Source organism: Pseudomonas sp. PS02303, assembly GCF_029959925.1.
Lineage (GTDB): Bacteria > Pseudomonadota > Gammaproteobacteria > Pseudomonadales > Pseudomonadaceae > Aquipseudomonas > Aquipseudomonas mandelii.
The window spans coordinates 1-13,977 of the sequence record NZ_JASCOM010000045.1 but is presented as its reverse complement, the minus strand read 5'-3'; the positions used below and the strand labels follow the sequence as shown (position 1 = coordinate 13,977).

The window sequence follows — 13,977 nt, the reverse complement described above, 5'->3', positions numbered from 1 at the left end:
GGGTCACTGGTGCATCCACGAGTTGCACCGCGCTATTGGCGATTTTTTCTTACCTAAAATGTAGTGACACTCCAGTGGCAGTTCGCGCCTGGATACGTCGAGATTTTCCGGAGTACCCATGAATAACAAAGTACCAATTCGCAGTTGGGAAATCACACTCGGCAGCAATCAGTTAATTCTTGCAGTTTCGACTTGGCTTCTATTGTTTAGTAACTGGCCATTTTGGCGTGCTGTCTGGCAAGGCGTGGGAGGCCTACAAGACGGAAACACCATATTCGTGCTTAGCCTGCCTTGGTTCGTGTTGATTTGGCTCTACGTATTACTCAGCGTGATGGCTTGGGGACGATTGATAAAACCTGTGCTAGCTATCGTGTTGCTGGTTGCGGCAGCAACGAGTTACTTTATGAATAGCTATGGCATAGTAATTGATTACAGCATGCTAACGAATGTGATGCAGACGGACAGCTCCGAAGCCACGGAGCTGTTGAACTCGGATCTACTGCTGTGGATGCTGGGCTTTGGTGTTATGCCGGTGCTGGTTATCACTCGAGTCCGTTTGATTCAAAGATCGTGGTCCCGCGCACTTGCTCATCGATTCATGGGGGTGGCGGTAGCGCTCACCTGCTTGGCGATCGTCGTATTTACGCTTTATCAATCCTATGCATCGCTGATGCGTAATCATCGCGAACTCAGGTTGATGTTGGTTCCGTCGAATGTGGTTTCGGCAATTCATGGGTACACGCGTCGCCAGCTAGCAGTTCCCGCCGAATTAAAAACCATTGGTGCTGATGCCCGCCGTGAAGAAGCTACTGCTGGTGTACGCAAACCACGGCTAACGGTACTGATGGTGGGTGAAACCGCCAGGTCCGCGAATTTCTCCCTCAATGGCTATTCCCGGGATACCAATCCGGAATTGGCCAGTCGTGGTGTCTTAAGTTTTACCAATGTCAGCTCATGTGGAACAGCTACGGCCGTTTCCTTACCCTGCATGTTTCTGGATGTGGGTAAAGAAGGCTACAAAGACGGTATGGCGTTGCGCAGAGAAGGACTATTAGACGTGTTGCAGCGGGCCGGCGTATCGGTCCTGTGGAGAGACAATAATTCGGGTTGCAAAGGCATTTGCGACCGAGTACCAAATGAAAAATTGAACAATCAGAAATCGACGGGATTATGTAGAGCTGACGAGTGTTACGACGAAGTCTTATTGCAAGATTTACAAGCCTACTTGGATCAACAGCAGCGGGATTCAATCGTGGTGCTACACATGAAAGGCAGTCACGGCCCATCCTATTCCAAGCGCTATCCACCGGCGTTCGAACGATTCGGTCCCGTTTGCGATAATAATCAACTTGAACGTTGTACGCGCGAAAGCATTGTCAGTGCCTATGATAACAGCCTCGGTTATACGGACTATGTACTTGGGCAAACGATCGACCTGCTAAAGCGTAACGCTGAGCGTTTTGATACGGCGATGCTTTATGTCTCTGATCACGGTGAGTCCCTCGGCGAGAATGGGCTTTACTTGCACGGACTTCCTTATGCCATGGCTCCCAGCGAGCAGACTAGTATCCCCATGGTAATCTGGATCTCCAAAAACATGCAGTCGCGTCAAACCCTCGACTCCCAATGTTTGAAGGATCAGCGAGACGTATCACTGTCCCATGACAACTTATTCCATTCTATATTGGGGTTGATGGGTATTCAAACTACAGCATATCGCCCAGAGCTTGATCTGTTCAGTACCTGCCAGTCCAAAGCGTCAACACCGTTAAAGCTCGCGCAGACATTTGAGCGTCAATCAATGAAAACACCGAAATAAGTGGAGCTGCGAGAAAGATCTAAAATGACCCTATAGTATGAGCATACTTTGATTAGAAGCCATGCAACTAAATACTAATCGTTGCATGGCGCCACTTCTAACTCTTCCTAAAAATCGGCATCCGGGTGAGCTTTTTTTAAGACTATTTAGTCAGCCACATCAAGCATCAAAAAAGCTGCAAAATTCTGCCGAGCTATTTTCTCAATACATTCACCCTGCACGTATAGATAAAATGTATAATTCAGGTGTTTAATTACAGTTTGGTTCGTTAGTGAATGTGCGTGAAACATCGACCGCGCCCAAGACCCCCAAAGTTTTGCGACCAATCAATACGGGGTAGTTCATGTCGCCTCGATCCTTCAGTGAAAACTCTTCCTTATAAATTTTATCACCTATGCACATCGTCATCATGACTACTGGACGATGTTCAGCGCCACCGGCGCCTCGAACCTTTACATTTCTTTCGACGCGTCGCTCGAAGAGTGCGTTACTCACCTTCTTAGTTTTTGTGTCTTTTACTTTAACGTTGAAACGAACCCATTCCTCTCCATTTTTACGGAATCGTTCTAAGTCTTTCGCATCCATCGAGGATGTAAGAGCCCCTGTATCTAACTTTACTTTCACAGCAATATTTTCTGGTAAAAGTATTCCTTCCTCAATCCACCCGTATACCCTTTCTGGATTAGCAGGTGTTGAAAAAGCTGGCTGCGCAACAAAAGCCAAAAACAAAGCCAGCCCAGAATAACTTAAAATATTTCTGACCATTTTAATCGACCCTTTTGATCTGTATCACGACGTATAAACGTTCATCCAGCTTAAATAAATACCACGACTCAGTTAGTGGACCATACCCTCATGATCGTCAGCCAGTTGATCGTGAAAATCAGATCCTTCCATTTGGACGGTAGTATGGCTGATGTGGAACTTATCACTCATAAGGCTGGTTACTTCAGCCAAGATAGCTTGCTCGCTGCGGGAAGCCGAGTCAGCGACAAGATGGACGCTCATAACACTTTTACCACTGGTCAAAGCCCAGATATGCAAATCGTGGATATTCTTGACCCCCTCAATGCCATAAAGCGTTGCCTCTACCTTCTCAATATCGATGCCCTCTGGAACCCCTTGCAGCAATATGTTCATGCTTTCCTTGAGCAATGACCAAGTCCTGGGCAGCACCCAGAACCCGATGCCAGCCGCGACAAGTGAATCAACCCAAGTCCAGCCGGTGAAACGGATCAAAAGAGCTGCGATGATGACGCCAATAGACCCCACCATATCGCTCCAGACCTCTAAATAAGCGCCCTTCACATTGAGGCTTTCCCCACTGGCAGCACTCAGTAGGCGCATTGAAACAAGGTTGACGATGAGCCCGAACACCGCAATGACCAACATGCCAGTCGACTGGATTTCCGCCGGGACTTTAAGTCGCAGATACGCTTCATAAACGATGTACATAGCGACTAAAAACAGCAAGACCGCATTGAAGGTGGCTGCAAGTATTTCAAATCGTGCGTACCCGAAGGTCCGCTTCCTATCCGCAGAGCGTTTGGCTATATGAATAGCGACCAAGGATATCGCCAAAGCCGCAACGTCCGTCAGCATGTGGGCCGCGTCGGATAATAAGGCCAGGCTGCCGGTGACAAAAGCTCCAATGACCTCCGCGACCATAAAGCTTGTCGTCAGGGTGAGTGCGATCCACAGCAACTTTTCGTGACCGGCGCGTACTTGGCCGTGACTGTGTCCTGAACTCATAACCTTTTCCTCAAACGCCGCTCGCTGAAACTCCAACCACCCAGGTAGCACCCTTGCTACGAGTCGATTGCAGGATATAAAGACCAGCTAATACCCAAAACCGTTCCATCTCATGAAACACCCTATTTCAGAATTGGTGCTGGTTCGAGGTATATCCCGATCAAAGCGCGAAATCGCAGCCTTAATCGAACATCTCCTGCAAAAATGATTTTTTGCGGTACGACTGTTGCCCCTGATGCCCACTCTGGTTTTGATGTCCACCATGACTTTGATGGCCGCTCTGGTGGCCACCTTCTCTCCAACCGCCACCGTGACTTCCTCGCTGATCTCCATGAGCTTGGCTATCTCCATGCTGGCTGTAACCGGGTTGTACTGCTGGAGGAGCATTCTGTACGGGTGGAATTGGGTTCTGTGGAAGAAACCTAACGGCCTCCTGTTGTTGGCTGCGCTCGATGATCTTGTCGAGTTCACCTCGGTCGAGCCAAACGCCACGGCATTGAGGGCAATAATCAATTTCGATGCTTTGGCGCTCAGTCATTACGAGGGCAGTATCTTTGCAGATCGGACATTGCATGATTTGATTTCCTTGTGTGGGCATGTAATTGAACACGAAGTCGCAGCTTTCGTATCACCGACGCAGTAGCCGCAGTCCGTTGAATACGACCAGCAGGCTCGCTCCCATATCGGCGAAAACAGCCATCCACAACGTAGCGTGGCCGGACAATGCAAGCGCCAAAAATACAACTTTGATACCCAAGGCCAGTCCGATGTTTTGCTTCAAAACAGAGGCACATCGACGACTCAGGCTAATAAAATCAGCAATCTTGCGTGGGTCGTCATCCATGATGGCGACATCAGCCGTTTCAAGGGCTGTGGCAGTCCCTGCGGCCCCCATCGCAAAACCAATGTCGGCTTGCGCCAATGCTGGAGCATCGTTCACACCATCGCCCACCATGCCAACAGTACCAAAGCGGCGTTTGAGTTCAGCGACGGCGGCTTGTTTATCCTCCGGCATGAGGTTTCCGCGTGCATCCTGTATGCCGAGCTGAGCGGCGATGGACTTGGCGGTTGCAGGGTTGTCACCCGTGAGCATCACCGGTACGACATTCAACGCTTTCAGAGCAGTTACGGCAGCAAAGCTTTCAGGCCTTACGGTGTCAGCCACAGCAAAAATCGCTACTGGACCGCTGGCCGCGCAGAGCACGATTACAGTTTTTCCTGCGTTTTCCAGTAGCGACAATCGGGCCTCAAGGGCCGGCGAGCATACGCCCAACTCTTCAACCAAGCGGTGGTTACCCAGGTGCCACGATTGACCGTCGATATTGCCTTTGACGCCACGACCGTTGAGTACGCCGAAGTCCTCAACCGGCAGAGTCGCCGCATCCGGTTGCTGTAATTTCCATCCGCTGACCAAGGCCTTCGCCACTGGGTGTGTACTGTGTTCGTCGAGGCTAGCTGCGATCTGCAAAGCCATCTCGATGGGCAGATCACCAAACGGCTCGTTATCGGTCAGTACCGGCTTGCCTTGGGTCAAGGTGCCGGTCTTGTCGAGCGCCACAACCTTAAGTAGTCGGCCGCTTTCAAGGTATGCACCGCCTTTAATCAAAATGCCATGCTTGGCAGCCGCGGCTAGCCCACTGACGACGGTAATTGGCGTTGAAACCACCAAGGCACATGGGCAGGCGATCACTAACAGGACCAGGGCCTGATAAAGCCAATCGCCCCAGGTTCCACCGATCAGTACAGGGCCCAAGACAGCGACCAAGAGGGCAAGAACCACTACAGCCGGGGTGTAATAACGTGCAAACTCATCTACAAATCGCTGAGTAGGGGCTCGTTGAGACTGCGCGTCTTGTATGGCTGCCGCGATACGAGCAAGAGTACTTTCTCCTGCTACGGCCGTCACAGTCGCTTCAACCACGCCGTCGGTAACGATACTGCCAGCGTAAAGTGGGTCCCCGACCTGCTTATCAACAGGTAGGCTTTCGCCGGTAATTGGAGCTTGGTCCAGTGCGGCGCGACCTGAGTCTATGCGGGCATCCAAGGGTACTCGCGAACCCGTGCGAACCCGAATACGACTACCAAGTAATACACTCGCCACCGGATGGTCTTTCCAGCCGCCATCAGTCATGACTTCAGCGGTTTCTGGCGCCAACGCGGTCAGCGACTTGATCGCGTTCCGCGCGCGCTCCAGAGAAAGTGCTTCGATAGCCTCAGCAACGGCGAAAAGGAAAACCACCATCGCGGCTTCGGGCCATTTACCGATGATGAGAGCACCAACGACAGCCAACGACATCAGAAAATAGATGTTCAGAGTGAGGTTCTTAACTGCAATCCAACCCTTTTTGAGGGTGGGCAAACCAGCGCTCAGAATGGAAAGAGCCGCAAGCACCATAACCGGCCAAGAACCTTCTTGTCCGGTTGTCCACGCGATGACTTCAGCGGCGATAGCAGCCAGGCCACTGATGGCCAGCAATCCTTTTAGTTTTGCGCTCAGGGCCGGGGGAACCGCCGATGGCGCGGCACCGGCTTCGATCAGGCTCGGCCCCATGTCCAACGCGACTAATGCGGTGACGATTGGCTGCGGATCATCCAAGCGGTGATGCACGGTCAACTCACGATTCAGGAGGTTGAAGTCGAGCCGAACAATTCCGGCCATCGGCTCCAGTCGGTTGCGGATCAAGCGCTCCTCTGTAGGGCAATCCATTTTATCGATGCGGTAGCGAACTCTACTGGTCCCTTTCGGGGCAGGGCTACTCTTAGTAATCGCAACACCATCAGTAGCTTGCGTGCCATGAGCACAGCACGCATCGGCATGATCGTGAGCATGCTCATGCTCATGCTCATGGTCGTGACCATGTTCTTTGTGATGCTTGGGTTCAGCAGCATTAACAGACCCATGTTGATGGTCAGATCCGCAACACTCTTCTTTCTTCTGTACGTGAAGACGGAGGACCGGCTTGAGCTTGTTTTCCTGGTTCATGGTGCTTCTACCGCTTGGGATAATTTCACCATTCAACAGCCTGTACCTACTACAGGGTCAAGCGCCCAATGAAGTTATTTGAAGCTGCTTTCGTGTGCGGATAGCTTGGTCCTCCATGGACATCACCTAATCCTCGGAAGGCAGAAGAGGGTTCAAAAACTTGATTTGAGGTCTCCTATTCGCCTATTTTTGGCTGCAATCTGTCCACAAACTCAGGTAAAAGATGAGATGTGGCCAGATAAAAATTGACTCAGATTTATAAACCAGCTCCGGTGTTATCACCTGACTTAGGCCTCTCGGCAGGCCGTTTATGCCCTGCATCCAATTGTAAGGGCCATTTGCACCGTCTACACTCCAGTCCATGAAACGCTATCTGCGGTTTTGCATCGTCTTCATGATTAGCTTGGCGCTTCCCCTCAGCGGGATGGCGGGCGTTCAGGCACCGACAGAACCATGCCCAATGAAGACGATGGGCATGGCGATAATGGACGACATGGGGATGGACTGCTGCAACGATATGAAAAGCCCTTCCGAGCACGGCAAACCTTGTAAGCCGGGCCAGGAATGCAAGACAGGCGGCATGCTGCAAGTCTCGATCCTCAAGCCTCCTGTAACCGTATTCAGCCCCGTAGTGCTTTACTTCTTCAGCGATTCCCTACCCGTACAGACCCCGTCCGGGGTATGGCGACCGCCTCGCGTTTGATTCCTGTCCCACATTGAGCCTCATTCCGCGTTAGCGGGATGGACTAGCTGCGCGCATGTCTTTTGACGCGTGCAGTGGATGATCACAGGAATCGTAAACATGAACTCCAAGTGCTATTGCACAGGCTGGTCCCTCGTGGCCGGTCTGGCGGCAAGCGTACTGGCATTGCCGAGCTTCGCTGCCGCATTGACACTCGATGAAGCGTTGCGGCTGGCCGAAAACAATGCACCGTCGCTGACCGCACAAGACGCCAAAATTCAAGCTGCCAGCAGCGCGGCTATTCCAGCCGGTGAACTACCTGACCCCAGGCTACTGTTGGGTGTGCAGAACTACCCCATTGGCGGTCCGGATCGCTGGAGCATCGATCAGGACTTCATGACCATGCAAGTGGTCGGGGTCAGGCAAGAAATGCCCAACAGCGACAAGCGCAAAGCGCGCATAGAAGTGGCCGATGCGGCCATTGATCGCGCCGCTGCGGAGCGTCGAGTCGAACGTCTGAAAGTACGCCAGTCCACGGCGTTGGCCTGGATCAATAGCTACTCGGTTGAGCGCAAAGATGCGCTGTTCCAGGACTTCTACAAAGAAAACCGCCTGTTGACCGATACCGTCAGGGCCCAGATTGCCGGTGGCCGCGCTCAACCCGCCGATGCGGTGACGCCTAAGCAAGAAGCGGCTCAACTGGCGGAGCAACAGGACGATCTGATTCTCCAGAGAGCGCAGGCCCGAGCAGCCCTCAAACGCTGGATTGGCTCCGCCGCCAACGACAAGCCTGTGGGCAGCTTGCCGCATTGGCCCGTCGATACCTCCGGCTACGCCCATAAACTGCAACACCACCCCGAGTTGGCAGCGTTTGCGCCGATGACCCGCGAAGCGCAAGCCAAGGTTCGTGAAGCCGTGTCGGAGAAGCAGTCGGACTGGAGCTGGGAGCTGGATTATCAGCGTCGCGGCCGTGAGTTTGGCGATATGGTCAGCGTGCAATTTTCCTGGGAGCTGCCGCTGTTTCCTGACTCGCGCCAAAACCCCAAAATCGCAGCCAAACAGGCTGAACTCAGTCAGCTTGAGGCCGAGCGCGAAGCTCTGTCACGCGAGCACACTCAGCAACTAGAGAGCGAACTGGCCGACTATGAGCGCCTGAATCGTGCCGTGCGCCGAAACCAGGAAAGCCTGTTGCCGCTGGCCAAGGAAAAGGTCGAACTCAGCATGGCCAGTTATCGCTCGGGCAAAGGCGATTTAAACGCCGTTGTTGCTGCCCGACGTGAACTCATCGAGGCCCGCCTCAAACAGATCGACGTGGAAGAGCAGCGAGCGCTGACCAGTGCGCGGTTGTATTTTGCTTATGGGGAGTCCAGCCAATGAGCCTTAAAAAAGGGAACGGGGCATTGCTGGTTGGCATCTCGCTGGCCTTAGGTGTTGCCGGTGGTTACTGGTTGGCGCATCAGCGTATGAGTGGACTACCAAATACCACACAAGAGCAGAGCCTCAATTCACCGGGCGAACGCAAAGCACTTTATTGGTACGACCCCATGTACCCGCAACAAAAGTTCGATAAGCCGGGTAAGTCTCCCTTCATGGACATGCAACTGGTCCCGCAGTACACCAGCAGCGCAGGGGACCGAGCGACCGTCAGTATCGATCCAAGTCTGACCCAAAATCTCGGCCTGCGTTTTGCGACAGTCAGCCGTGCGATCTTTGATTCCAGCCTCGACGTGACAGGTGTGTTGGGATTCAACGAACGTGATGTCGCTGTGATTCAGGCGCGCACCCCTGGCTTTGTGGAGCGGGTCTATGCCCATGCTCCCGGCGATGTACTCAAAGCCAACGCGGCGCTGGCGGATGTTCTGGTGCCTGAGTGGGCCGCTGCCCAGACAGAGTTCCTTGCCCTGAAACGCAACGGGGATGCTGCCCTGTTGGATGCGGCCCGACAACGACTGCGGCTCACAGGGATGCCGGCAGCACTGATTACCGATGTAGAGCGTGGCGGTAAGGTTCAGCCCTACCTGACGCTGACCAGCCCCATTGCCGGTGTACTGCAAGAATTGAACGTACGTGCGGGAATGACCGTGGCGACTGGCGATACTCTGGCACGCGTCAATGGCTTGAGCAGTGTCTGGCTAGCCGTGGCCGTTCCAGAATCGGATGCCGGATCAATCACCGTGGGGCAGGCGGTCGAAGCGCGCCTGCCAGCTTTCCCAGGGACAATACTCAACGGCAGGGTCAGCGCGATTTTGCCCGAGACCAATCCGGACAGCCGCACTCTTCGCGTACGTGTCGAGTTACCCAATCCGGACGGACGCCTCAGACCGGGTTTGACAGCGCAGGTACACCTGAATCGTTCGACCGAGCAAAGTGTGTTGTGGGTGCCGAGCGAAGCGGTGATTCGCACGGGCCGACGTGCCTTGGTGATGCTCGCCGCAGACGCCGGCCGCTACCGTCCCGTGGCGGTGCAACTCGGGCAGGAAAGCGATGGCAAGACGGCGATATTGAAAGGTCTGGAAGAAGGCCAGAAAGTGGTTACCTCTGGCCAGTTCCTGCTCGACTCGGAGGCCAGTCTTAAGGGCATCGTTGCAAGCTCGGAGGAAGAGTCACCACCCAGCGCAGCAGCCTCCAGCTTTCATGAAGCGGATGGGCAGATCGTTGAGATCAACGACAAAGAAGTCACGCTCGCCCATGGTCCTTTCAAAACGCTGGGTATGCCTGGCATGACGATGACGTTCCCACTCGCCAACCCGGCGCTGATGCAGGGCTTCAAAACGGGTGACAAGGTTCGGGTTGCGGTGAGTCAGACCGACGATGGCCTGCGTGTTGAGCGCCTGGAAAAATCGGGGAGCCAGCCATGATCGCTGCCCTGATTCGTTGGTCAGTGGCCAACCGATTCCTGGTGCTACTGGCGACGCTGTTTGTCACGGCGTGGGGCATTTGGTCGGTGCAGAGCACGCCCATCGATGCACTGCCAGATCTCTCGGATGTTCAGGTGATCATCCGCACCCCTTTTCCGGGACAAGCGCCGCAGATTGTCGAGAACCAGGTGACCTATCCGTTGGCCACCACCATGCTCTCGGTGCCGGGTGCCAAGACGGTGCGTGGCTATTCCTTCTTCGGTGACAGCTTCGTTTACGTGCTGTTCGAAGACGGCACTGACTTGTACTGGGCGCGCTCGCGGGTGTTGGAGTATCTGAGCCAAATACAAAGTCGGTTGCCGGCCAGCGCCAAGCCGGCGTTGGGACCGGATGCGACGGGGGTGGGCTGGATCTATCAGTACGCACTGGTGGATCGCAGTGGAGGACACGATCTGGCGCAGCTACGCGCACTTCAGGACTGGTTCCTCAAGTTCGAACTCAAGACCCTGCCCAACGTTGCAGAAGTAGCCACCGTGGGTGGCATGGTCAAGCAGTACCAGGTCCAGCTTGATCCGCTCAAACTGGCCAGCCTCGGTATTACTCAGGCTGAGGTGACCGAAGCCATCGGCAAGGCCAACCAGGAAACCGGTGGCGCGGTGCTGGAGATGGCAGAGACCGAGTTCATCGTGCGTGCTTCCGGCTACCTGAAGACGCTCAATGACTTTCGGGCGATCCCGCTCAAGCTGGCTTCGGGAGGAGTGCCAGTAACCCTTGGCGATGTCGCCACGATCCAGTTGGGACCGGAAATGCGGCGTGGCATTACTGAACTCGACGGCGAAGGCGAGACCGTCGGCGGCGTGGTGATTTTGCGCAGCGGCAAGAATGCTCGCGAGACCATTGCCGCGGTCAAGACCAAACTCGACGAACTGAAAAGCAGTCTGCCGGCCGGGGTGGATATCGTCACCACCTACGACCGCAGTAAGCTGATCGACCGCGCCGTGGAAAACCTCAGCCACAAGCTCATCGAAGAGTTCATCGTTGTCGCGTTGGTGTGTGGGATCTTCCTCTGGCACCTGCGCTCATCTCTGGTGGCGATCATTTCGCTGCCGGTGGGGGTGCTGATTGCCTTCATCGTCATGCGCTACCAGGGCATCAACGCCAACATCATGTCCTTGGGCGGGATAGCCATCGCCATCGGCGCCATGGTCGATGCCGCCGTGGTGATGATCGAGAACGCCCACAAGAAGATCGAGGCATGGCACGCGGCCAATCCGGGGGAAGAACTGAAGGGTGAACGTCATTGGCATGTAATGACCGAAGCGGCGGCAGAGGTAGGCCCGGCGCTGTTCTTCTGTTTGTTGATCATCACTCTGTCTTTCATTCCGGTGTTCACCCTGGAAGCTCAGGAAGGACGGCTGTTCGGTCCTTTGGCTTTCACCAAGACCTACGCCATGGCCGCAGCGGCGGGATTGTCAGTGACCTTGGTGCCGGTGCTGATGGGCTACTGGATTCGTGGACGAATTCCCAGTGAACATCAGAACCCGTTGAACCGGTGGTTGATTCGGATCTATCAGCCAGCCCTGGACGCAGTCTTGCGTCGACCAAAGATCACGCTGCTGGTGGCACTATTGGTTTTTGTCAGTGCGCTATGGCCAATGTCTCGCTTGGGTGGCGAGTTTCTCCCCCCGTTGGACGAGGGCGACCTGCTCTATATGCCTTCAGCTCTGCCGGGATTGTCAGCGCAGAAAGCGGCACAACTGCTGCAACAGACTGACCGTCTGATCAAGACCGTGCCTGAAGTCGAACACGTCTTCGGTAAGGCGGGGCGCGCTGAAACCGCCACCGACCCCGCACCGCTGGAGATGTTCGAAACCACGATCCAGTTCAAGCCGCACGAGCAATGGCGTCCAGGCATGACCCAGGAAAAGTTGGTGGAAGAACTGGATCGAGTGGTACGAGTCCCTGGGCTGACGAATATCTGGATACCACCGATTCGTAACCGTATCGACATGCTGGCTACGGGGATCAAGAGTCCCATCGGAGTGAAAGTTGCCGGCACCAACCTGACGGAGATCGATGCCGCGACTCAGGCGGTTGAGCGAGTGGCCAAGGACGTGCCCGGCGTCAGTTCGGCTCTGGCCGAGCGTCTGACCGGTGGTCGCTATATCGATGTGGATATCGACCGCAAAGCCGCCGCCCGCTACGGACTGAATATCGCCGATGTGCAGTCCATCGTGGCCGGCGCTATCGGCGGTGAAAACGTCGGCGAGACCATTGAAGGGCTCGCACGCTTCCCGATCAACGTGCGCTATCCACGGGAGTGGCGTGACTCGCTCGGCGCCCTGGAGCAATTGCCGATCTATACCCCGCTAGGTAGCCAGATCACCCTCGGCACAGTGGCGAAGGTCAAAGTCACGGACGGTCCACCGATGCTCAAGAGCGAGAACGCACGACCTTCGGGCTGGGTGTACGTCGATGTGCGGGGGAGGGACATTGCGTCGGTGGTCGCTGATCTACGACGGGTCGTCAATGAGCAGGTCAAGTTGCAGCCCGGCATGAGCCTGAGCTACTCAGGGCAGTTCGAGTTTCTCGAAAGGGCCAACGCACGACTCAAACTGGTGGTGCCTGCCACGCTGTTGATCATCTTCGTGCTGCTCTACCTGACTTTTGCCCGCTTCGATGAGGCCTTGCTGATCATGGCCACTCTGCCATTCGCTCTCACGGGCGGGGCATGGTTCCTCTATCTGTTGGGGTTCAACCTGTCAGTCGCCACCGGGGTCGGCTTTATCGCCTTGGCCGGTGTTTCCGCCGAGTTTGGCGTGATCATGTTGCTCTACCTGAAGAACGCCTGGGCCGAACGTGAAGACCTCGGCGACAGCACTGAGCTCGGTCTGGTTGCGGCGATTCGTGAAGGCGCCGTGCAGCGTGTTCGACCCAAGGCCATGACCGTGGCCGTCATCATTGCCGGCTTGTTACCCATCTTGCTGGGCAGCGGGACCGGCAGCGAGGTGATGAGCCGCATTGCTGCGCCCATGGTAGGCGGCATGGTCACGGCACCCTTGCTTTCCCTGTTTGTCATTCCGGCAGCCTATCGCCTGATGCGTCGCCGGCACCTCTCCGTTGAAACCGTCAAACCTGAAGGAAGTGTCGTATGAAACTGACCCTGATTGCAGTTGCCAGCACCGTAGTAGCGTTGTCTTTTTCTGCCCTGGCAGAGGACATGCCGGGTATGAAGATGGACGGTATGGAGAGCAAGCAGATGACTGAGGAAACAAAGCAGGCTCCAGTCGCGAATGCCGATGGAACGATCAAGGCTATCGATACTGTGAAGCATACGGTGACTATCTCTCACGGCGCTGTGCCTGCCGTGCGATGGCCGCCGATGACCATGGTCTTTTCCGTAACGCAAGATAAGTTGACAGGTGTCACCATGATTAAAGAAACACCAAATCCCCCGGAAACCGACGACGTTTCCCCTTACGAATCCATCGATTCCAAAAAGCTCAACGAAGCCGCCGAGCGGGCGCTGGATCACTACCTCAACCCCTCCGCCCTCAAATCCCCCGCGACCCGCAAGCCCAGCACGATGTTCATGATCGCGCCGGACATCAAAGACGAAGACCTGCTGGCCCACACCTGTGAATCCTTGGCCCAGGCCAATGTGATGGCGAGTGATTTTGCGGGGTACCTGGAAGGACCGCACCGGCACACGGCGATGGCGATTCAGCAGATCGTCATGCTCGCGGAGCTGGCGGTGAACCGGATGCTGGATAACGTGGCCGTAAACCCCGCGCCACACCGCTAAACCCCTGTAGGAGCGAGGCTTGCCCGCGAAGGCGGCGTGTCATTCAACATTGATGTCGACTGACACACCGCCTTCGCG

General features: G+C 55.1%; 10 protein-coding genes and 1 pseudogene. 7 read left to right on the top strand and 4 right to left on the bottom strand.

Going from position 1 to position 13,977, the window contains the following annotated elements; genetic code table 11:
- The first annotated feature begins 118 nt into the window (after nt 1-118).
- Nucleotides 119-1,819 (top strand): phosphoethanolamine--lipid A transferase, encoded by a 1,701-nt coding sequence (locus tag QMX98_RS13280; protein ID WP_045057964.1) that lies wholly within the window; start codon nt 119-121, stop codon nt 1,817-1,819.
- 249 nt (nt 1,820-2,068) lie between these two features.
- Here the strand turns inward: QMX98_RS13280 and QMX98_RS13275 are convergent, their stop codons facing one another.
- The 4 genes from QMX98_RS13275 to QMX98_RS13260 all read right to left on the bottom strand — a co-directional run bounded on the left by QMX98_RS13275 (nt 2,069) and on the right by QMX98_RS13260 (nt 5,966).
- Nucleotides 2,069-2,584 carry an ATP-dependent zinc protease gene (locus QMX98_RS13275; RefSeq protein ID WP_090470184.1) on the bottom strand — a complete coding sequence of 172 codons (516 nt, stop codon included), beginning with the start codon at nt 2,582-2,584 and terminating at the stop codon, nt 2,069-2,071.
- A gap of 72 nt (nt 2,585-2,656) precedes the next feature.
- On the bottom strand, nt 2,657-3,571 hold the full coding sequence (locus QMX98_RS13270; RefSeq protein WP_045058199.1) for a cation diffusion facilitator family transporter: 915 nt from the start codon (nt 3,569-3,571) through the stop codon (nt 2,657-2,659).
- A gap of 181 nt (nt 3,572-3,752) precedes the next feature.
- Nucleotides 3,753-4,109 carry a zf-TFIIB domain-containing protein gene (locus tag QMX98_RS35090; protein ID WP_232392850.1) on the bottom strand — a complete coding sequence of 119 codons (357 nt, stop codon included), beginning with the start codon at nt 4,107-4,109 and terminating at the stop codon, nt 3,753-3,755.
- 90 nt (nt 4,110-4,199) lie between these two features.
- The gene (locus tag QMX98_RS13260) at nt 4,200-5,966 is read right to left on the bottom strand and encodes a heavy metal translocating P-type ATPase (RefSeq protein WP_090470265.1); all 1,767 of its coding nucleotides are present in this window, start codon (nt 5,964-5,966) and stop codon (nt 4,200-4,202) included.
- Nucleotides 5,967-6,915: 949 nt separating this feature from the next.
- On the opposite strand from QMX98_RS13260, the gene QMX98_RS13255 reads away from it, so the two are divergent.
- From QMX98_RS13255 to QMX98_RS13230, 6 genes and pseudogenes are all read left to right on the top strand, one after another.
- On the top strand, nt 6,916-7,257 hold the full coding sequence (locus QMX98_RS13255; RefSeq protein ID WP_045058202.1) for a hypothetical protein: 342 nt from the start codon (nt 6,916-6,918) through the stop codon (nt 7,255-7,257).
- Nucleotides 7,258-7,356: 99 nt separating this feature from the next.
- Entirely contained in the window at nt 7,357-8,613 is a 1,257-nt protein-coding gene (locus QMX98_RS13250; RefSeq protein WP_090470168.1) for a TolC family protein, read from the top strand.
- Nucleotides 8,610-10,094, top strand: coding sequence for an efflux RND transporter periplasmic adaptor subunit (locus QMX98_RS13245; protein WP_045058204.1), 1,485 nt, complete (start codon nt 8,610-8,612; stop codon nt 10,092-10,094). The genes QMX98_RS13250 and QMX98_RS13245 overlap by 4 nt, the downstream gene beginning before the upstream one ends.
- The gene (locus QMX98_RS13240) at nt 10,091-13,249 is read left to right on the top strand and encodes an efflux RND transporter permease subunit (protein WP_115146705.1); all 3,159 of its coding nucleotides are present in this window, start codon (nt 10,091-10,093) and stop codon (nt 13,247-13,249) included. Before QMX98_RS13245 ends, QMX98_RS13240 begins: the two co-directional genes overlap by 4 nt.
- A pseudogene (locus QMX98_RS35085) lies at nt 13,246-13,500 on the top strand (copper-binding protein); the annotation flags it as partial. The gene QMX98_RS13240 and the pseudogene QMX98_RS35085, both read left to right, overlap by 4 nt.
- Nucleotides 13,501-13,524: 24 nt before the next feature.
- A complete protein-coding gene (locus QMX98_RS13230; RefSeq protein WP_077748505.1) occupies nt 13,525-13,899 on the top strand; it encodes a DUF6124 family protein in 375 nt (124 codons plus the stop codon).
- The last annotated feature ends 78 nt before the right edge of the window (nt 13,900-13,977 follow it).

Excerpts from the sequence above, each read along its gene's own strand:
- QMX98_RS35090 (WP_232392850.1), bottom strand. The coding sequence starts at position 4,109 with ATGACTGAGCGCCAAAGCATCGAAATTGATTATTGCCCTCAATGCCGT.
- QMX98_RS13275 (WP_090470184.1), bottom strand. The coding sequence starts at position 2,584 with ATGGTCAGAAATATTTTAAGTTATTCTGGGCTGGCTTTGTTTTTGGCT.
- QMX98_RS13280 (WP_045057964.1), top strand. The coding sequence starts at position 119 with ATGAATAACAAAGTACCAATTCGCAGTTGGGAAATCACACTCGGCAGC.
- QMX98_RS13230 (WP_077748505.1), top strand. The coding sequence starts at position 13,525 with ATGATTAAAGAAACACCAAATCCCCCGGAAACCGACGACGTTTCCCCT.
- QMX98_RS13250 (WP_090470168.1), top strand. The coding sequence starts at position 7,357 with ATGAACTCCAAGTGCTATTGCACAGGCTGGTCCCTCGTGGCCGGTCTG.
- QMX98_RS13260 (WP_090470265.1), bottom strand. The coding sequence starts at position 5,966 with ATGGTGCTTGCGGCTCTTTCCATTCTGAGCGCTGGTTTGCCCACCCTC.
- QMX98_RS13255 (WP_045058202.1), top strand. The coding sequence starts at position 6,916 with ATGAAACGCTATCTGCGGTTTTGCATCGTCTTCATGATTAGCTTGGCG.
- QMX98_RS13240 (WP_115146705.1), top strand. The coding sequence starts at position 10,091 with ATGATCGCTGCCCTGATTCGTTGGTCAGTGGCCAACCGATTCCTGGTG.
- QMX98_RS13245 (WP_045058204.1), top strand. The coding sequence starts at position 8,610 with ATGAGCCTTAAAAAAGGGAACGGGGCATTGCTGGTTGGCATCTCGCTG.
- QMX98_RS13270 (WP_045058199.1), bottom strand. The coding sequence starts at position 3,571 with ATGAGTTCAGGACACAGTCACGGCCAAGTACGCGCCGGTCACGAAAAG.